Below are 17,525 nucleotides of genomic sequence, written 5' to 3'. Positions count from 1 at the left end.
CCAGAAGTGAAAACAAATCAATGCTTTTCACAGAACGGAGCGCAGCGGAGTTCATTTCGAGGGACACCGAAGGTGGCCGGCCGCCGGGCAGGCGTCAGCGTTCCGCCGGCAACGTGCAGTCGCGGCACTCCCACTGCCCACCAACGCGGGTACAGGTGCGGCGTTGCTCGCACAGCCAGCACCGTTGATTGCGTCGGGTCAACTGCTGCGCTGCGGTCGCGGCGGGGCGCGCGGGTTCGGTGGTCTCGGCGCGCTCTCGCTCGGATACGGGCCTGATCATGTCGCCGAAGATGCGGCGGCACTGCGAACAGATTTCTCCGTCCTCGGCCACGATGTTCGAGCATCCCGCGAGAACGCATCCGGTGAACATCTGCCGATCCACCATCGTCTCTGCCCTCGGCGCGCTCACCATCGGAATCGGATTCCGTGCGGTGCGGCGGCGCGCTCGACTCGGCCGTAAACCCGATTCACCCGAGAGGGTGCGATCTGTCCGGCGTCGTAGGCGCGGCGGGTCGCGACGGCGAGCAGGGCGACAGCTTCCCGGGCGCTCACTTCGTGCGCGAGGGTGAGCCACCCGATTTCCGCTTGCATCCCTGCCGCGCTCGTGGCGGCGGTGATCTTTGCGGCCAGCATCTCGAGGATCTCGGCGGCCGCCATTCCTGACGGTGTGATCGCGGGATACGCGGCGTCGATGGCGTTGCTGTACATCGTGTCGGCCCGCAGCTCGTCGGTCGTGATGCTCATGTCGTAGCCCTTTCGTAGACTTCCAAGCGCGACACCGGGCGGGCTGCCTCCACCCGGTATCGCACCTGTGTTTGCGGGGTGCTGCCGTCTATGCGGCTGCGGTGTCCTCGGCTTCGTCGGCGTCGGGTTCGAGTGCCTCGGCGAGGGTGTGGACCGTGGCCAGGACTGCGCGGGCGGTGTCGGTGATGACCTCGAGGTCTCCATCTCCCCATCCGGCGATGTAACCGATGCTGTATTCGCTGGTGTCGAGTCCGAGCAGTCCAGCCAGGACGTAGGCGACGGATTCGGCTTCCACCTCGGCGCGGCCTCGGTGCAGCTCGGCGGGGTCGATATCTCCGCTGGCGTGCATGAGCGCATGGGCGGCTTCGTGAATCATCGTTTTCGCGGCCTGGGCGTCGCTGATCGTGTCGTCGACGATGATGCGGCGCGATCCGTCGAGGCTGGTGCGGCCGTTCGATTCTCCGGCGATGGGCTCGCGGGTGACGGTCCATCCCTGCTCGGTCATCACCTGCGCGACGCGGGTATAGATCGCGGCGGGGTCTTCGCCTTCAAGTCGGGTGGTGATGGTTTCGGCGGCTGCTGCGGGGTGTCCTTCGATCGGGTCGGTCTGGGCGATGTCGAACACCGACAGAATCGGGAACCGCGGCGCGCGGCGGGTGGTTTCCTCGCCGGTCTCGGTGTCGGTTTCGGTGATCTTCTTGGTCGAGTAGCCGAAAATCTTGATCGACTTTTCGCCCTTGCGGACCTGCCGTCCGAGTTCCTGCCACTTGCGGAATCCGGCGACCTGGCTGGCGTCCGGGGCCTGCGAGAAAATCAACATGACGTTGTTGAAGCTGTAGGAGTGGAACGCTGCTGCTGCGGTCAGGTAGGCGGCCCATGCGTCGGTGTCGGTGAGCTGGGCGACCTTCGCGGTGATGCTCTCGTGCAGTGCGGCGGCCTGCTCGCGTCGTGCCGCGCTCTTGTCTGCCGTGGTCTTCGCCTGTGCGCCCATAACTTTTCGGCCTCCGCTGATCCGGTGGCGTCCCCCTGCTCGGTGGCCGCCAATTTTTTTGCCCTTCTGGCAAAGGAGAATCGCGTCGGCATGAGGGGGCCGGAGTGCCACCCCTGGGCCGGGAAAATTTCGGCGGGAGCTTGCGAGTGACGAAAATTTCTCGGAGCCAACGGCCGGCGCTTGCGCCGCCAGGGGTTGCGCGCAGGTCACCGCCGACGAGAATCGGAAGGCCAGAAGGACAAACAAATCCACGCTTTTCGCTGGTGCGGAGCGCAGCGGAGCTCATCTCGGGGGACACCGGTAGGTGGCCGGCCGCCGGGCAGGCGCCAACACACCGCCGGCAACGGGCCGGGCGTTCGCACCTCCCGCTCGGGTGGCTGGCGGGGTGATTGTGCGGGAGCGACGGAGGCCGGCCCCGCTTGGTGTCGCGGTAGCTCTGTGCTTTGGTAGGCAATCTCGACTTCAGACGCCGGGTGGTGGTCTTAGCCAATCCTGTTGGAATTCATGGTGCATAATCACCGTATGGAACTGGGTATTTATCTCGACTCAAAAGAAATTAACGCCCTCAATGAGGAGATTGCGCCTGCGGAAATGAAATCTTTCATAGCCCGAATAGTTAAAAAGAATGCAGATGAGAGGGCGGGCTCGTCGGACGAGATCCATCGAGTGATGTTCTACAACACCGTTATAAACTCAGCGAGCGATATTACACAGAGACCGGGTTACGTTCTTGAGGATGATGGTTATGGCATGTACGAGCCGGCCGTGGTGGCCTGGCATGACGGTGAGATTAGTGCGTCAATTAGAGCAATGAGTTCGGCGGAAATTGCTGAGTTCTCGGCAGAGATGGTGGCTCATCGTTATTTGAGCTTGGAGTCGATCAATGAGGTGTTCGAAGCGTTCAACTTCGGTGCCCGAATTCGTCGGCCAGAGCGGGGAAAGATTGGGGTCGAGATTCTTGAGGCCACCGATCTCGATCAGACGGTTGAGGAGTCAGCTCATCAGAACATTCGAGCGCTTTTTGCTCGGGCGAGTTCCAACCTTGACGCCGGCGATTACACGGGTGTGCTGGTAGCGGTAGCGAGTGCGTTGGAAACACTCGCGAAGGAAACCGTCGGCACAAGTGCAGTCGCGAATAAGTCCATGGGGCAATTCAAGACTGAGTACAAGGCTGCGTCGAATTTGCCGGATCCGGTGGTGGACTACATGCACGCGATCTTTTCACGTCGAAATACAGAGCCAACCGCAGGTCACGGAGGTTTGGGGGAGCCAACGTTTACTCGTGCGGAGGCGGTGGTGATGTTGAATATGGCCAAAGCGTTTGTTGCTTGTGAGAATGCTCTGCGTGATTCCGAGTGATCGGCCGTACCGCTGGTTGTGGCCGCTTCCTGCTGGTCTTAGGGTTATCCGCTGGGCGACCTGAAATGGGGGAAGCAGTTGTCGGATAGTTGGAGTCCGGATTTTCGGCCGCGGAGGTGGGAGCGAGACAAGGAACAGTTCGCGGCGTGGACGGCCGGTGCGGATGTTCGTTCTCCGTGGAAGCGTCGCCGGTTCGGAATCTGGCGTGAGGAGCAGTTTTCGGGCGAGATGCGCGTTGCTCGCGAGGCTGAGCAGAAGCGTCGTGCGGAGCTGATGGCGAATCCGAGTGCTGAGCTTGTTGAGGCGTATCGGGAGCTGCGGGCTGCGGAGGCGGCATCGGGCTCCCAGATTGGTTGTGCGCGTGGCGGCGATATGAGTGACCCGAAAACGGTTCGGGCTCTTGCTCGGTTGCTGAGCGATCACGCCGAAAAGTTTCAGTAGCGCTGACGGCCGGGCCGCATTACTCCTGGTGTCCGGCCTGATCGCGGATGGAACTTGTCTGATGCGTCCCCGGTCGTGGTCGCGTGTCGCTGGCACGGCCGCGCGGTGAGGTCTTCGGGAGCTACTGCGCGGCTTTGATGTGTTCGCCGCTGTCTTTCTGCGTGCGGTAATCAGTGCGTGACAGAGATAGTTACGAGATCTATCTTCAGTTATTTTTTAGACACAGATCACAGTTATTTTTTAGACATATTTTTGCCGGATTCGTTGTTATAAAAACCAGACACGCTTGAGCGAGCGCGGTGGCGTCGCGGTATGTGAATCGGTGTTTCTGAACCAGTTTCATGCGTTGAACTGGCGATTCAATCCACTGCAAAGTGGGGTCGCGGCCGGCCGCAAAGCTGTGCATAATGACTTTCATCGGGCCTTGAGTGAATTCAAATTTTCCTTGTGCAGGGCTTTAGTCTGTCTACAACCGGGAGTTCAAATGATTGAGTCTGTCAGTGCTTTGTCGTCAGCGCCGTCGGTGGGTTCTGGTGATTGGTGGCCGGTTTTGATGATGGCGTCAGCGGTGTCGGTCGGTGTCGTTGTGGTCGGTGCGATTGTGGCGGCGTCGGAGCGGTCGCCTTGGCCGTTTGCGGTGGTCGGTGTTGCATGCCTGAGTGCGTGGGCTTTTGCCGATGCGGCGTTTGCGAGTGCCACGGCGAGTGCGGCGCAGCTGGCGGCTTCGGGGCCGCTGCCTTTGTCGCTGCTCAATGGGATTGGAACAGCCGTTTTCGTCGTCTATGTCGGTTGCGCGGTCGTGCTGGGAATTATCGCCGGTTCTGGATGGATCGAATCGTGACGGCGGCGCGGTACGCCGATGGTGCTGACAGTGCGGCGTTTGCCTCAGTCATTGCTGGTCGGAGTGTCGGCCGCGCCCGGCGTCTGGTGATGTGCTGGCGCGAGTTCGTGGCTGCGATGTGGGGTTTTGGGCGGAGTCCGTTCGAGCGGCAGAAGCGCGTCCGATCGCTGCTGTTTTTACTGGTACTCGCGGGGTGGGTTCCGGGTCTCGTTGCCCTGGGCTTGACGTTGCAAGCTGCGGTGCAGCTCGGCGGGGTGGCGGCGCTGTCTTTCGCGGCGGTGTTGCTGGTGATTTGGCCGTTGGCCTCGGTGTTTTCGCCGGGGTTTTGCCTGGAAAGCTCGGATAGTTCCGCGTCGCTGCGGGTGGTGCCGAGAGATGAGGTGCCCGGGGTGTTCGAGGTTCGGAGTTTTTCGCGGTGGCCGATGACGGAGGCGACTGCCAACTCTGCGGGCGAGGTTGCGGGTGTGGTGGGTGGTCTTGCTGATGAGTTCGGTGTGACTTTGGTGGCGTTGGCCGCTTCGGATTCTCTGCGGCGTAGTTACATTCGGAAGTTCGGGTTCGTTGGAGCGCCTGAGAACCTGTGCAGGATGCTGACGGGTAAGCGGTTGAAGCCGTTTTTGGTACGCACACCAAGGATTGCGGTTGAGCGTTCGGAAGCAACTATCTGATTTGTGCTGGTGTTGGGAGTGTGCGACACGCCCGAGCGGGTCGGTTCTTGTTAGAATGTGCGCACCCCCGTAGGGGGTGCGCAACCTCATTGTCGCGTGAAAAGTGCACTGCTTCTTGACTTTTCTGGCTTACTGTCGCACGCATGACGACCATATTTGCTCAGACGTACATGTCTGCTTCGGATCGTGATGGCGTGGAGTTGTTCTCACTGGAACCTCTGTGGGATGTGATTCGGGATCATGCCTTGTGGTTGTTGGTGATCGCTCTCGCAGTGGCTCTGTGGGGTCACGCGAAGGTGCAGGGGCGATTCAAATTACGCGCGTCGATGGGTGTGGGCGGCACGGCTGTTATCGCTGCCGCGGCCTTTGCGGTGGGTGTGTTGGTGGTGTGGTGGTAGCGCGCAGCCCGTCTATGTTGGGTGAATGACTGAGGCCATGCCGAGTGACGATTTTGTGGTTTCGTTTTCCACCACGGAGGATGCGCGGGCCTGGTTGATTGACCGTGTGGCGTATCTGGCTGGGGTGGCGGGACAGCAGGGTTCGCCGCGGGTTTCGTTCAGTGCGCTGCGGACGGCGAATGTGGCCGGGTCGGGTGCGTCTACTCCTGCGATGTATTACTACGAGACAGACGAGTTGGTGTTTCATCCGCGAGAGGTGGCGACCGGGATCATCAACACTCAGATTGCGGACGCAATCGTGTTGCATGAGTTGGGCCACCGGGCCGACCCAGGCCCTATGCTGCGGAAACGGATCTCTCAGGGGTTGTGGATCGTCGCGGCCGTGGCCGGTATGTGGTTCCTGCTCTCCCATTCCGGGTGGGCTGTCGCGCTTCTCTCCGTGACTGGGCTGTTGGGTTATGTGTGGTTGTCGTGGAACGCGTCGGCTCTACGGAAGGAAGAGGACATGGCTGACGATTATGCGTTGGCCCACGGGGGTTCTGAGCCGATTCTGTCGTTCTTGAGGGCTTCTGTCGTCGATCCCACGGCCGAAGGGACTGCGGTTCATCGGAAACCTGCTGATCGGTTAGCTCGAATGGAGCGCAAGGTCGCGGAAACAGGGGCGGTACCGCGTCGGTTTTGACGGTTCGGCTTGTGTTTGGTTCGTGTGAGGATTACTGCGTCTCGCCGGCCCTCTCGGGTGCGAGGGCGCGACTGACGGATGATCTACCGACACGGAGTGTCGAAGCTATCGTGTCGAGGCTTTTGCCCTGTTCACGCATCGTGCGGGCGAGTTCGGTGCGTTCGGGCGTCATAACGGTGGGCCGGCCGCCGTGTCGGCCTTGGCGGCGGGCGGCTTCGAGGCCGGCGTGGGTGCGTTCGACGATCATGCGGCGTTCCATTTGGGCGAGGGCGGCCATGATGTGGAATAGGAATTCGCCGCCTGCGGTGGTGGTGTCGAATCCCTCTGTGAGGGAACGGAATGCGATGCCACGTTCGCCGAGGTTGTGGACGGTGTCGATGACGTGGCGGACGGATCGTCCGAGGCGATCGAGTTTCCAGACGACGAGGACATCACCGTCGTGGTCGCGTAGGTAGTTCAGGCATTCGGTGAGTTGAGGGCGCTGTGCCGTGGAACCGGATTCGTAGTCGGTGAAGATGCGGATAGCGCCAGCTTGGCGGAGTGCATGTTCTTGCAGCTCGGGGTTTTGTTCGAGGGTGGAGACGCGGGCGTATCCGATGATGCTCACAGTCTCGGCCCTTCTGGTCTGCTGCTGTGTTGTGGGATGGTGCGGCTGTTCATGAGATGGTGGTCGACTTCTGGGCTCCAGTGGGTGTGGAACTTGGTGGTGTCGAGGTCGGCTAGTTCTCGCTCCGGAGCGACTGGTGCGGGAGTTGGCCGAATCTCGGTCGACCGTGGTTCATGTTGTGGTGCTTCTGTTTTGATCTGGCTTGCCCACGTGTAGGTCTGTTCGGGCATGGTGTCGTAATGCTCGATCATGGCCTGCCAGTGATCGGGGAAGGTCATGACGTTCTCGCGGGGTGCGGTGGCGATGGAGTCCGCGGGTACTTCGGTGACGGGTTTGATCGCGGGCCGTAGGACGTCGGCGAGAATGGTTCCGCCATCGATGTATGCGAAGTTTCGGGCTGCTTGGACGGCGTCGACGCTGAGTTCGCGCCACTCGATTGCCCATCCGACATCGCGTGCGAGTTGGTCGAAGAAAACCCTTTGGGTGCGGGAGTTTCCGTCGACGAACGGATGGACGCTGGTGAGATCTCCCCAGTGTCCGGCGAGATCCTGGACGAACGCTTCGTGGCTGTGGTGGTTGACGTAGACGCCGCTGTTGATGTCGGTGAACACTCGGTCGAGTTCGCCTGGGATGGCGGCGGGTGGGTCGTGGAGGATGCCTAGATCGCCTGGCGCGGTGTCGATGGTGCGGATTTCACCGGCCCAGTCGTAGAGGTCACCGAGTAGGTGTCGGTGGATTGCTTGCAGGTGCGCGAAGTCGAAGTGTCCGTCGATCGGGTTCGCTGCCAGTTCTGCCATTCGGGCAGCGGCGATCGCGCCTTCGACCTCGGCGAGGATCTGAGGGTCTTTGTAGCCGAACTTGTTTCGGAGTACCTGTGTACCCGGGTAATGGTAGGAATCGGTCACAGTCCGTGCCGCCGGCGGATCGCTGCATGCGCGAGCTCGATCGCCTCGTCTCCCGTCAGGTCCCCGGCGAGTACCGATCGAGCAGCTGTTTCGGCTTCGGCGGTGAAGGGGACGCCACCCATTTCGAGGCCGGCGCGGATGCCTGCTATTTCCCGTTCGATCTCGCCCGCGGTCAGGATGCGGGTGGGTTTACGCGGAATCTCGTCTGGATTCGTCATGGTCTGCTCCCCCGGTTCTCGTTTTGCGGCTGTACGCGTTTCTGCGGTTTCGATGCTGCCGACCCTCTGTCGGTGGTCGCCGGCGGCGTGTTCGTCGTTCTGCGTTGAGAGTGATGCTATCGAACCGACCGAAAACGGTCTACTCGCTAATTTCGGTCGAACCAGTTTCGGTCATGAGTTTCGGTCGACGGTTTCGCGTGGTCGCTCGATCACGCCGATTCAGGTCGATTCGTGGGCCGAATACGATCGTTTGCGGTCGGAGTCTGCGTAGCATCGCGCTATGTCTTTCGTGAACAAGTTCAGGTCCTTCGTGAACACGTCGGGTGGTTCGGATAGTGATGCGCCGAGCGACAGCAGCAGCGAAGGCGAGGACTTCGACTACTCATCTATCGACAACTGCCCTTACTGCCGCACCGCGTTGCAAGGATGGGGCTGCGTCTCCTGTGATGTGGAGTTTGCCCTTGAGGGCGACAGGCTCGTCGAGCGTTTACTCTCAGAGCAAGGTCCACAAACCGAGCGTCGCTGCACGGGATGCGACACACCCCTGAAAAGTGGCTATTTCACCGCGGCCTGGGAAGACGGCGACAACGCAGATGCCTACATCACCTGCCCAAGTTGTGGTTACCAGAACATTTTCTAGGCTGTGCGCTTGTTGGAATTGAACCCTTGCGACAAAATTCGATTGGCACCGGTCCGGGACGAGGTTGAAACCCGTTCGGGTTAAATCCGCAAATACCTCGATCAGCCGGTACACCAATCGGAATCTAGCCCGATTGCTAGGTGAAGATCCGCCGTACAGTACTAAGCAACTTTGGGAGGCTTCGATGGTCGGCGTTCAACGGATTCTCGATATTGATCTCGATTTCTTCGTGACACCAGTGGTTTACTGGCCGGAAGATAATGAACGGCCACCAGCAGAAGATTACTCGGTGTGGCCGATTGATCAGGCACTCGATTTTCTCCGGAATCGGTGCGGGCTAACCCAGAAACTGCCTGGCTTTGTGACCGAGAATCACGGCGAACTTTTCCCTCTATGGCGCGATGGAGTTGAGAAAGGCCTGCTCAAGCCCCCCTTCCACGTCACGCACGTGGATGCACACGCGGATCTTGGGTTGGGAGACTCTGGATACATGTACCTGATGACCTCACTGCTCTTCGAGCCTCCTGAGGAGCGCTGGTACCCGAAAGTGGGGTCAGCTGCGTTGAATGACGGAAACTTCCTTCTTTTCGCAACCGCATGTAGGTGGATCCACGATCTGACCTACGTACATGGCGAGGGCGGCGGGTCGGACGAGCTCTTCTTCGCGATGAAGGACTTCGATACGAACTCCGACCATGTTCAACTCGCAGCTGCGACTGAACAGAATATTCGCGAAGCGATAAATAACCCAGATAAGCGCCTTTCATTTTCTCGTCTCGAACCGCCGGTCCCGTACGCTTCCAGCCACTGGCAGGACTTTCAGTCAGACGGACCTTACGACTTCATATGCCTGACCAGGTCACCACCGTATGCGCCCTCAACTGCTGATTCGTTGTATGACGCAATACGCGAAACATTTATCGAATAGATCACGCCCTCAACAACTCTGAGGTGTTCGGGCCTGTTCGTTCATCGGTTCATCTCCGTGTGATTGTTCGGCCATACAGCGGTGCGCTGCGCCTGTTTGGGGGTGTGGTTGGTGGGGATGGGTGCGAGGTGGTGGAGTCCGGGGAGGCTGTAGGCGGTCAGTGCGAGTCGGGTTCGCCAGGCTTTGTGTTTGAACGCCCAGATCCAGTGTCCGGTCATCCAGATTGCGAGGCCGGCGGCGAGGATTGCGTAGGCGGCGGGCGTGCTGCCGGTGAAGCCGATGCGGAGCAGTCCTTCGAAGATTGCGATTGCGCCTGCGAGGCGGGCGATGATCGATCCGAATCCCCAGATCAAGAGTGCTGCTACGGCGATGATCGCGGCGATAGCCATGCGGTTGTCCTCCTTCTCGTGGGTGATTCGTGCGTGCTGTTGGCGGTGAGTGCGCCGTGCGGGTCCGACAGGGATTGCGGCGTCGACGGGTCAGAACAGGGCGTTTTGCGCGTCGTGGGCTGCTGTGTCGGTGCGTTTCTCGTAGGCGGCTGCGAGGGTTTGCGCGGTGGTGGGGCTGCATCCCATTTCGGTGCCGATGTCTTCCCAGCTGGCTCCGTGATGGTGGTGTAGCTGCCAGGCGTCGTGTTCGTCGTCGCTCATGGCCGCTCTTTCTCTTCGGTGGGTGTGTTGAGTTCTCGGCGGACGCGGAGGGCTAGGACGTAGTGGTAGATCGCGAGTCCGAGGAGGCTTGTTCCGGCGATGAGGGAAATGGTTGTTCCTACGCTGAGGAAGATGATGCCTACGGCGAGGCTGATCAGCGCGACGACGGTGTGCGCTTTCCAGCCGGGTTTGCTGGTGTCTTTTTCGGTCGTCGTGGTCGATTCTCTCTGTCGTTTGGAGCTTTTCGGAGGCTGGCGGCTTTGGTGAAGCTGTAGACGGAGGCGGTGAGGGCGATGATTCCGGCGGTGATCATGTGTTTGGTGCCGATGGTGAAGTCCAGGGCTGCGACGGCGAGCGCGAGGACTCCGAAGATGCTGTGTTTCACCACTCTCGGTTTGTTGGTCATGCTCGGCCTTCGCGGATAGCGGCGAGGCGCTGGGAGGCGGCGCGGCGTTCGCGGCCGATGCTGAGCAGGTGCTCGAACAGTTGGTCTTCGGGGAGCTCGTCGGCGGCTTGGGCGAGGGATCGTGCTGCTTCTCGGAATCCGCGGCGGTAGGCCTGGGTGAGGACGGCGGCGATGTTGTGCTCGAGTTCAGCAAAGGGGACGCCGATGGTGGTGATGTCGGTGAGTGCTTTGGTGAGCTGTTTCCCGAGGTGTCCGCTGGTGCGGCCTTCCTGCTGCAAGGTGGTGAAAACGTGGGCACTGTTGTGAGGTTTGCCGGCCTCGACTAGCTCCTCGATGGCGGTGAACAGTGCCGCGTTCACAGGCCGGTAGAAGTCTGCGCTGGTCAAGGCTGCGACGGCACGTTTCGCGCTTTCGGCGGGTGCCCAGAGCAGCGAGCACAGGAGTTGAGCTTCGACGTCGAGGGCGGTGCTGTACTCGTCGATCTCGGCTTCGTTGTCGGTGAGGTCGTCGAAGTCAGCGGCGGTGGCCAGTGAGAGTGTCACGTCGGGGTCCTTGCTGTCGCCGGTGGGCATGGGAGGTCAGGGTCGCGGTGAGGTGAGTTGCCGGTGGCTGCGCAGGATCTCGGCGGCCGCGCGGAGGTTGCGGGCAGCCTCGGCGAGATGAGTTGCGATGTCCTGGTCATGGGCGGAAACATCTCCGGCGGTGTCCGTGCCGGGGGCGGTGTAGAGGGTGTGCAGTTCTTCGCGTGCATCACTGATTCCGGCGAGGGAGTCGTCGAGGGCGGCGAGCATGGTGCGGAGTTTGCGGTCGACGGATTCGCTGTCGCGGCGGAGCTCGGCGTCGAGTGCGCGGTCGACGAAGTCTGCGTCGGGAGTGAAGGTGAATGCTGCTGCGGTCATGGCGTCCTCGCTTCGCTGGTGAAAGTGCGTGGTCAGGCGGCCGTGACTGGTGGAGTGTCGGTATTCCAACCGTGCACTATTCGTTTACGCAGGTCCGCTTGGGTTTTCACTGATAAATCCATATCGTCGCCTCTCATCGGTGGTCCGGGCACAGGAGGGTGGGCATCAAATTCCACCCACTGGCAGTCAGCCACTGTTGAACAGGAACCGGGAGACCTTCGACTGCCGCGGCCTGCGCGAAGGTGTCGGCAAGAATTGGACCGTCACCGCATACGGCGCACGCGACGTCGAAAGCGGGTGGCTCGGGTTCGCAATGGCGACAGTGCGAACGGATGACGACCGCATTCGGATCGTCGACATCCGGATGGAGCCATGCAACGGCCAGGTCGCCCCGTTGATGAGCGGCTTCCGCTCGCGTACTCGGCTCGTAACCACACGTCGGGCAGGTGCGTGGCACTCGCACGTGCACAACAGAATTCACAGGAACGTCCCCGGGAGGATGCGCTGTGGAGGTCGAAGCTGACTTGTTCTTGTTGAGATGGCCGTACACAGTCGTGCGGGGCACGTTCAACATCGCCGCAATCTGCGCGACCGTATTCTCCCCCGCGTCGTACAGTCGCTGAGCGAGCGCGATTTGATCGTCGGTAAGCTTCGATGGGCGGCCGCCCTTTCTGCCGCGCGCCCGCGCAGCGGCCAAGCCGTCCCGAGTGTTCGCCACAATCAGCTCACGCTGAAGTTCCGCGAGTACCGACAGCATCCCGAACATCGCCCGGCCTTCCGCGGTCGATGTGTCGATTCCCTGCTCGAGGACCTTCAACTCGATCCCGCGCTCGCGCAGCTGCGCACCGAGGGTGATCAGATGCAGTACCGAGCGCCCCAATCTGTCGAGGCGAGTGATCACCAACGTGTCCCCACCCCGCAACCGCGCCAGAACGACATCGAGTTGCGGGCGTGAGGCTTTCGCACCGCCGGCATGATCGAGATGAATGTTCTCGACCTCGACGCCCGCCTGCGCCAACGCGTCGACTTGGTGAGCTGGATTCTGATCTGCACTCGAGACTCGTGCGTAACCGAACAACATCTGTCGACAATACTCAGAAGCAGGGTTATTCGACATAGTTTTACGACACGAGTTCCAGACAAGCATGGGCTGGGTGTACGTTGTGGCCCCTATTTGCTAAGTGGCGGTGTTCTGTGCAATAAGCAATCGAGTCGTCGAGAACACCGGCGGCGGCCATTCCTTTCCGGCCATACACACAGCGAAAACAAATAAGCCATACCGCAGCGTCCCCAGGCAGCTCCGAAACCTACGAGCAACAACGCGAAACCGCCCGCCAAAGAGGTTAAGGAAAACAAAGAGAAGGCTTTCCAGACGGAAGCGGAGTTCATTTCGGGGGACACCGAAGGTGGCCGGCCGCCGGGCAGGCGTTGCCCTCCGCCGACCGCATGGTCTTCGGTTCGGTACGACGTCTGCGGGGTGAAGGCGACGTAGCGTGGCGTCATGTCAGATATCACGATTTACACTGTCGGACACTCAACGCACCCGATCGACGAGTTCATTGATCTCTTGGAGACGTACGGGATCAGGAAATTGATCGACGTGCGTACCATCGCCAAGTCCCGGCACAATCCGCAGTTCGGTGAGGCTGCTTTGGCGGCGAGCGTGCGTGCGCGCAAGATCACGTACCGCCGTATGACGGCATTGGGCGGTTTGCGTCATGTACGCAAGGACAGCATCAACGGTGCCTGGCGGAACGCGTCGTTCCAGGGGTACGCGGACTACATGCAGACAGAAGAGTTTGCCGATGCGATCGACCTGCTCGTGGAGCGAGGACACAACAGCGATGCAGCGATCATGTGCGCGGAAGCTGTGCCGTGGCGATGCCATCGTTCGATGATCGGCGATGCGCTCGTGGTGCGCGGTGTCGTCGTGCTCGACATCATGACCAAGAAGTCGGCACCTCCGCATACGCTCACCTCGTTCGCGCGCGTTGACGGGTCGCGTGTGAGTTACCCGGCCTCGTCGGAGACGTCGCCTTGAGCGCACTGGGCTCAGTGGGTGAAGTGAGCCGAAGAGTTTCCGCAGACACGGAAACCCAACTACCCGACGGCATGATCCATTGTTAGTGATCGCGCGCTCGATCCGGCCAAGTCCCTGCGCGATCACGAACACGCGGTCATTCGCTATCACAGCGACCGTTGGTACAGGAGGTTCGTTGTCGACTCTCGCCGTGAGGTCGAAGAGGTACTGCAGTCGATCGCGGAGTACAGATACGTGTATCGAACGGACGCGTTCGTGCTTACCTTCTGGTCGTACCTCACCACTTGTGGATTAGTGCAACCCTGTCAGCAATGCGGAAGACGTCGTGTGCACAATGAATGAATGCCACGTTCAAGCCCCATTTCCGCTTGGAAGTCTCTTCGTGAGGGTAACGAGCGATTTATCAACGACGCGTCCATTCACCCGAGCCAGGGAATCGTCGACCGCGCGAAGCTGGTCAACGAACAGCATCCCACCGCGGTGCTGTTCGGTTGCGGTGATTCGCGCGTAGCCGCCGAGATCATCTTCGATCAGGGTCTCGGCGACATGTTCGTCGTGCGCACGGCAGGTCATGTGCTCGACGATTCGGTGCTCGGTTCGATCGAATACGCCATAGACGTGCTCGATGTGCCACTCATCGTCGTCCTCGGCCACGACAGTTGCGGCGCAGTGAAAGCCACTCTCGATGCCTTGGACAAGAACGCGGTGCCCGACGGTTTCATTCGTAGTGTGATCGAGCGCGTCACCCCCTCGATCCTGATGGGCCGTCGCGAGGGATTGTCGACGGTCGACGAACTCGAAGGCCGTCATGTGGTGGAAACAGGGTCGTTGATTATGCAGAGGTCGCGGATCATCGCGGAAAAAGTGGACAAAGGCGCCTGCGCGATCGTCGGCGTCACCTACACATTGTCCGACGGGCATATGCGTCTTCGAGGCACGGTTGGAGACATAGGAGAAACCGTGCCAAATACTGGGGGGGCTCGACGCCCCGCTGCCCGCTGACTGAGGAACCTGTCAGCCGGCCTACCGACGCGGCTTCGAGCCTTCCACCCGAATTACGGTGATTTCCCGGTACGTCGACGACCTCGAACGCATCCGATAACGAGGTCACTTCTATGCTTGCCTCGACCCCGGAGATGGGGGAATATGCCGGAACCATTGGCTGAGTTGCTCAGGGACATCCGACGGTGCACGCTCTGCGCGGACCACCTGCCGTGCGGACCGCGTCCCGTACTGCAAGCAGGCCCATCGGCTCGGCTGCGTGTGATCGGCCAGGCGCCCGGCCGCAAAGTCCATACGACGGGTGTTCCCTGGGACGATCCTTCAGGTGACCGTCTGCGCACGTGGCTCGGTCTGACGCCCACAGAGTTCTACGACCCGGACACGGTAGCCGTCATGTCGATGGGCTTTTGCTATCCAGGCAAAGCCAGGTCGGGCGATAAACCACCGAGATCCGAATGCGCATCTCATTGGCATGGGGCACTGAACGATCGTTTGCTCGACGTCCGACTCACGGTGTTGGTCGGTCAGTATGCGCAGGCACATTATCTACGTGGTCGGCGCAAGCCGACGCTGACCGAGACCGTGAAAGCAGCGAAGGATTACGTGCCGTTGGGGTACCTTCCCCTCCCACATCCTTCTCCGCGCAACCAGCCGTGGCTTGCCAAGAACCTGTGGTTCGAGAAGGACGTGTTGCCGATCGTCCAGACCGCAGTTCGTTCGCTCGCCCTGTGAAAGATCTCTTTTCTTCACGTAGAAGTTCAGCGCGAAGCGCGAACACACCTGTGTTCGTCAGTGATCAATTGACCGTCTACATCACCGAACTGATACCGGACGGACCTCTCGGACGCTGAGCTCACCCCGTTCACACGCCGCGCCGGCGCTACACGCTCTCGCGCCTTACACACTGCCCCCGGATGTGTCGCCAACTGCCATTTCACTGGAAGCATGCCGAGGCCGCGCAGCGAGGGGCCGTGTCTCATCCGACATACCAGATTTAAGACATGGTCCCGGGGAGGCAGATACCAGGGTGAAGAAGACTTATTCACATGGTGGACATGGCATTTCGTCAAAGGCGATTGCAGGACGGTTCTCGCCATCACGTCCGGTGGATCATCCATTCCACAACGCGTGTATGAGCTCGACCCGTCCGCCACGCATGGGCGTTCCTTCGTCGCGCAGTAGGGCGAGAGCACTATTGCCGTGACAGGTAGCGGGAGTGCCGTTGGCGTAGACCACGCGATGCCATTGGGTTTCGTCTGCCCAACGGGTCATGACCTGCCCGACTTGGCGAGGATGTCCGTTGACGAGGGTAGCGATCAGTCCGTATGTCATCACTCGGCCTGCCGGGATACCGTCGATGATGTCGAGGACGCGGCGAGCGAACGGAGAGGGTCCTTCTTCGGATACTTCGGTCAACAACTCAGACATTGAAATACTTTGCTTCCGGGTGGTGCAGGACAAAAGCGTCCGTGGACTGCTCGGGATGCAGCTGCAGTTCTTCGGACAATTCGACGCCGATTCGCTCGGGTTCGAGCAACGCCACCAACTTGGCACGATCCTCGAGGTCCGGGCACGCGCCGTATCCGAACGAGTAACGAGCGCCGCGGTACTCGAGATCGAAGTAGCCGGCAACCTCGGTCGGGTCCTGCTCCGCGACGGTATGCCCCTCTGGAAGCACAAGCTCTTCACGAACGCGTCGATGCCAGTACTCGGCCAGAGATTCCGTGAGCTGGACGCCGATTCCGTGAACCTCGAGGTAATCACGGTACGAGTTCGACGCGAACAACTCGTTGGCGAAGTCCGCGATCGGCTGACCCATCGTCACCAACTGGAACGGAAGAACGTCCACCTGGCCGGTCGCTTCTGCTTCCTTACGCGAGCGCACGAAGTCAGCGATGCACAGGAAACGGTCGCGATGCTGACGCGGGTAGGTGAACCGGAACCGTTCAGGTGCATCCGGTTTCGGTTCGGTGAGCACGATGACGTCATCGCCCTCCGAGATCGCCGGGAAGTAGCCGTACACAACCGCGGCGTGCGCGAGGATGCCCTCGGACGTCAGCCGATCGAGCCAGTACCGGAGCCGCGGACGGCCTTCCGACTCGACCAGTTCCTCGTACGTCGGACCGTCGCCCTTGCGCTGACCGCGAAGGCCCCACTGGCCGAGGAAGAGAGCGCGCTCGTCGAGCAGCCCCGAGTACTCGGACAGAGAGATTCCCTTGACGATGCGCGAGCCCCAGAACGGCGGTGTCGGCACCGCAATGTCGGTAGCGACATCGGAACGTTCCGGCAGGACGACGGGAACCGCTGCAGCTTTACGCTTTTCCGCGATGCGCTTGGAACGCTCGTGACGAGCCTTACGCTCGGCAGCCTTCTCGCGAGCAGCGATGGCCTCCGGGCTGTCCGGCGCCGGGCCGCCGCCGCGCTTGGTCGTCATGATCTGGTCCATCAAGTTCAGACCCTCGAAAGCATCGCGGGCATAGCTGACGTCGCCCTCGTACACCTCCTGCAGATCGTTCTCGACGTACGAACGCGTCAGCGCGGCACCACCCAGCAAAACCGGGAACTGTTCCGAGACACCGCGAGAGTTCAGTTCCTTGAGGTTGTCCTTCATGACCACTGTCGACTTCACGAGCAGTCCGGACATGCCGATGACATCGGCCTTGTGCTCGATCGCAGCATCGAGAATGGTCGCGATGGGCTGCTTGATGCCGAGGTTCACGACGTCGTAACCGTTGTTACTCAAGATGATGTCGACAAGGTTCTTGCCGATATCGTGGACGTCGCCCTTGACCGTCGCAATGACGAGGCGGCCCTTGCCGTCGTCGTCCGTCGCTTCCATGTGCGGCTCGAGGAACGCAACTGCTGCCTTCATGACCTCGGCGGACTGCAGAACGAACGGCAACTGCATCTGTCCGGAACCGAACAGTTCACCGACGGTCTTCATGCCCGAAAGCAGTGTCTCGTTGATGATTTCGATCGGGGACTTGACCGTCATTGCTTCGGTGAGATCGTCGTCGAGGCCGTTGCGCTCGCCGTCGACGATGCGACGCTCGAGCCGGTCGAACAACGGAAGTCCGGCGAGTTCCTGCGCACGGGACTCGCGCG

The 17,525-nt window shown here is 60.7% G+C and carries 24 protein-coding genes; 10 read left to right on the top strand and 14 right to left on the bottom strand.

The features are described 5' to 3' along the window. Window positions 1-94: 94 nt before the first annotated feature. From QRN54_RS28450 to QRN54_RS28440, 3 genes are all read right to left on the bottom strand, one after another. A complete protein-coding gene (locus QRN54_RS28450) occupies window positions 95-412 on the bottom strand; it encodes a hypothetical protein (RefSeq protein WP_193595856.1) in 318 nt (105 codons plus the stop codon). Beyond that, the gene (locus QRN54_RS28445) at window positions 406-744 is read right to left on the bottom strand and encodes a hypothetical protein (protein WP_193595855.1); all 339 of its coding nucleotides are present in this window, start codon (window positions 742-744) and stop codon (window positions 406-408) included. The genes QRN54_RS28450 and QRN54_RS28445 overlap by 7 nt, the downstream gene beginning before the upstream one ends. 88 nt (window positions 745-832) lie before the next feature. Next, a complete protein-coding gene (locus tag QRN54_RS28440; RefSeq protein ID WP_193595854.1) occupies window positions 833-1,735 on the bottom strand; it encodes an ArdC-like ssDNA-binding domain-containing protein in 903 nt (300 codons plus the stop codon). Window positions 1,736-2,257: 522 nt separating this feature from the next. Between QRN54_RS28440 and QRN54_RS28435 the strand changes: the two genes are divergently transcribed. From QRN54_RS28435 to QRN54_RS28415, 5 genes are all read left to right on the top strand, one after another. Next, complete coding sequence (locus tag QRN54_RS28435) at window positions 2,258-3,094, top strand: hypothetical protein (RefSeq protein ID WP_285183566.1); 837 nt, start codon at window positions 2,258-2,260, stop codon at window positions 3,092-3,094. Between the two features lie 727 nt (window positions 3,095-3,821). After that, the gene (locus QRN54_RS28430; RefSeq protein WP_156511752.1) at window positions 3,822-4,376 is read left to right on the top strand and encodes a hypothetical protein; all 555 of its coding nucleotides are present in this window, start codon (window positions 3,822-3,824) and stop codon (window positions 4,374-4,376) included. Continuing rightward, entirely contained in the window at window positions 4,373-5,044 is a 672-nt protein-coding gene (locus QRN54_RS28425; RefSeq protein WP_193595852.1) for a hypothetical protein, read from the top strand. Before QRN54_RS28430 ends, QRN54_RS28425 begins: the two co-directional genes overlap by 4 nt. A gap of 143 nt (window positions 5,045-5,187) precedes the next feature. Continuing rightward, complete coding sequence (locus QRN54_RS28420; protein WP_063316305.1) at window positions 5,188-5,442, top strand: hypothetical protein; 255 nt, start codon at window positions 5,188-5,190, stop codon at window positions 5,440-5,442. Between the two features lie 25 nt (window positions 5,443-5,467). After that, window positions 5,468-6,124, top strand: a complete 657-nt coding sequence (locus QRN54_RS28415; RefSeq protein ID WP_063316306.1) for a hypothetical protein — start codon at window positions 5,468-5,470, stop codon at window positions 6,122-6,124. A gap of 31 nt (window positions 6,125-6,155) precedes the next feature. Here QRN54_RS28415 and QRN54_RS28410 read toward each other — a convergent pair whose 3' ends face one another. The 3 genes from QRN54_RS28410 to QRN54_RS28400 are packed head-to-tail and all read right to left on the bottom strand — an operon-like array spanning window position 6,156 to window position 7,854. Then, entirely contained in the window at window positions 6,156-6,731 is a 576-nt protein-coding gene (locus QRN54_RS28410; protein ID WP_063316307.1) for a recombinase family protein, read from the bottom strand. Beyond that, the gene (locus QRN54_RS28405) at window positions 6,728-7,636 is read right to left on the bottom strand and encodes a Fic/DOC family protein (protein WP_193595851.1); all 909 of its coding nucleotides are present in this window, start codon (window positions 7,634-7,636) and stop codon (window positions 6,728-6,730) included. Before QRN54_RS28405 ends, QRN54_RS28410 begins: the two co-directional genes overlap by 4 nt. Next, window positions 7,633-7,854, bottom strand: a complete 222-nt coding sequence (locus QRN54_RS28400; protein WP_154606760.1) for a hypothetical protein — start codon at window positions 7,852-7,854, stop codon at window positions 7,633-7,635. The genes QRN54_RS28405 and QRN54_RS28400 overlap by 4 nt, the downstream gene beginning before the upstream one ends. 280 nt (window positions 7,855-8,134) lie before the next feature. On the opposite strand from QRN54_RS28400, the gene QRN54_RS28395 reads away from it, so the two are divergent. Then, the gene (locus QRN54_RS28395) at window positions 8,135-8,494 is read left to right on the top strand and encodes a hypothetical protein (protein WP_193595850.1); all 360 of its coding nucleotides are present in this window, start codon (window positions 8,135-8,137) and stop codon (window positions 8,492-8,494) included. Window positions 8,495-8,678: 184 nt separating this feature from the next. Continuing rightward, window positions 8,679-9,422, top strand: coding sequence for a UPF0489 family protein (locus tag QRN54_RS28390; RefSeq protein WP_193595849.1), 744 nt, complete (start codon window positions 8,679-8,681; stop codon window positions 9,420-9,422). Between the two features lie 41 nt (window positions 9,423-9,463). Here the strand turns inward: QRN54_RS28390 and QRN54_RS28385 are convergent, their stop codons facing one another. The 6 genes from QRN54_RS28385 to QRN54_RS28360 all read right to left on the bottom strand — a co-directional run bounded on the left by QRN54_RS28385 (window position 9,464) and on the right by QRN54_RS28360 (window position 12,458). Then, window positions 9,464-9,811 carry a hypothetical protein gene (locus QRN54_RS28385; protein WP_193595848.1) on the bottom strand — a complete coding sequence of 116 codons (348 nt, stop codon included), beginning with the start codon at window positions 9,809-9,811 and terminating at the stop codon, window positions 9,464-9,466. Between the two features lie 90 nt (window positions 9,812-9,901). Beyond that, window positions 9,902-10,072: a hypothetical protein gene (locus tag QRN54_RS28380; RefSeq protein WP_192713675.1), complete on the bottom strand. Its 171-nt coding sequence runs from the start codon at window positions 10,070-10,072 to the stop codon at window positions 9,902-9,904. A 154-nt stretch (window positions 10,073-10,226) separates the two neighbouring features. Next, window positions 10,227-10,478, bottom strand: coding sequence for a hypothetical protein (locus tag QRN54_RS28375; RefSeq protein WP_193595847.1), 252 nt, complete (start codon window positions 10,476-10,478; stop codon window positions 10,227-10,229). Further along, on the bottom strand, window positions 10,475-11,050 hold the full coding sequence (locus tag QRN54_RS28370) for a DnaB-like helicase N-terminal domain-containing protein (protein ID WP_193595846.1): 576 nt from the start codon (window positions 11,048-11,050) through the stop codon (window positions 10,475-10,477). Before QRN54_RS28370 ends, QRN54_RS28375 begins: the two co-directional genes overlap by 4 nt. 6 nt (window positions 11,051-11,056) lie before the next feature. Then, window positions 11,057-11,377 (bottom strand): hypothetical protein, encoded by a 321-nt coding sequence (locus QRN54_RS28365; protein WP_021334485.1) that lies wholly within the window; start codon window positions 11,375-11,377, stop codon window positions 11,057-11,059. A gap of 133 nt (window positions 11,378-11,510) precedes the next feature. After that, window positions 11,511-12,458 carry a recombinase family protein gene (locus QRN54_RS28360; RefSeq protein WP_024488102.1) on the bottom strand — a complete coding sequence of 316 codons (948 nt, stop codon included), beginning with the start codon at window positions 12,456-12,458 and terminating at the stop codon, window positions 11,511-11,513. A gap of 420 nt (window positions 12,459-12,878) precedes the next feature. Here QRN54_RS28360 and QRN54_RS28355 point away from each other — a divergent pair, with 420 nt between their 5' ends. The 3 genes from QRN54_RS28355 to QRN54_RS28345 all read left to right on the top strand — a co-directional run bounded on the left by QRN54_RS28355 (window position 12,879) and on the right by QRN54_RS28345 (window position 15,152). Then, entirely contained in the window at window positions 12,879-13,418 is a 540-nt protein-coding gene (locus tag QRN54_RS28355; protein WP_024488101.1) for a DUF488 domain-containing protein, read from the top strand. A 342-nt stretch (window positions 13,419-13,760) separates the two neighbouring features. After that, window positions 13,761-14,420 carry a carbonic anhydrase gene (locus QRN54_RS28350; protein ID WP_285183557.1) on the top strand — a complete coding sequence of 220 codons (660 nt, stop codon included), beginning with the start codon at window positions 13,761-13,763 and terminating at the stop codon, window positions 14,418-14,420. 144 nt (window positions 14,421-14,564) lie between these two features. Beyond that, complete coding sequence (locus tag QRN54_RS28345; RefSeq protein ID WP_193595845.1) at window positions 14,565-15,152, top strand: uracil-DNA glycosylase family protein; 588 nt, start codon at window positions 14,565-14,567, stop codon at window positions 15,150-15,152. A gap of 378 nt (window positions 15,153-15,530) precedes the next feature. Here QRN54_RS28345 and QRN54_RS28340 read toward each other — a convergent pair whose 3' ends face one another. Continuing rightward, window positions 15,531-15,848 carry an MGMT family protein gene (locus QRN54_RS28340; protein WP_044480964.1) on the bottom strand — a complete coding sequence of 106 codons (318 nt, stop codon included), beginning with the start codon at window positions 15,846-15,848 and terminating at the stop codon, window positions 15,531-15,533. After that, on the bottom strand, window positions 15,841-17,525 hold a 1,685-nt coding region (locus QRN54_RS28335; RefSeq protein ID WP_285183555.1), incomplete at its 5' end, for a vitamin B12 dependent-methionine synthase activation domain-containing protein. The genes QRN54_RS28335 and QRN54_RS28340, both read right to left, overlap by 8 nt.

The sequence above is a fragment of the Rhodococcus sp. MEB032 genome, from assembly GCF_030208925.1.
GTDB lineage: Bacteria > Actinomycetota > Actinomycetes > Mycobacteriales > Mycobacteriaceae > Rhodococcus_F > Rhodococcus_F qingshengii.
This window is presented reverse-complemented; position numbering and strand designations above follow the sequence as displayed.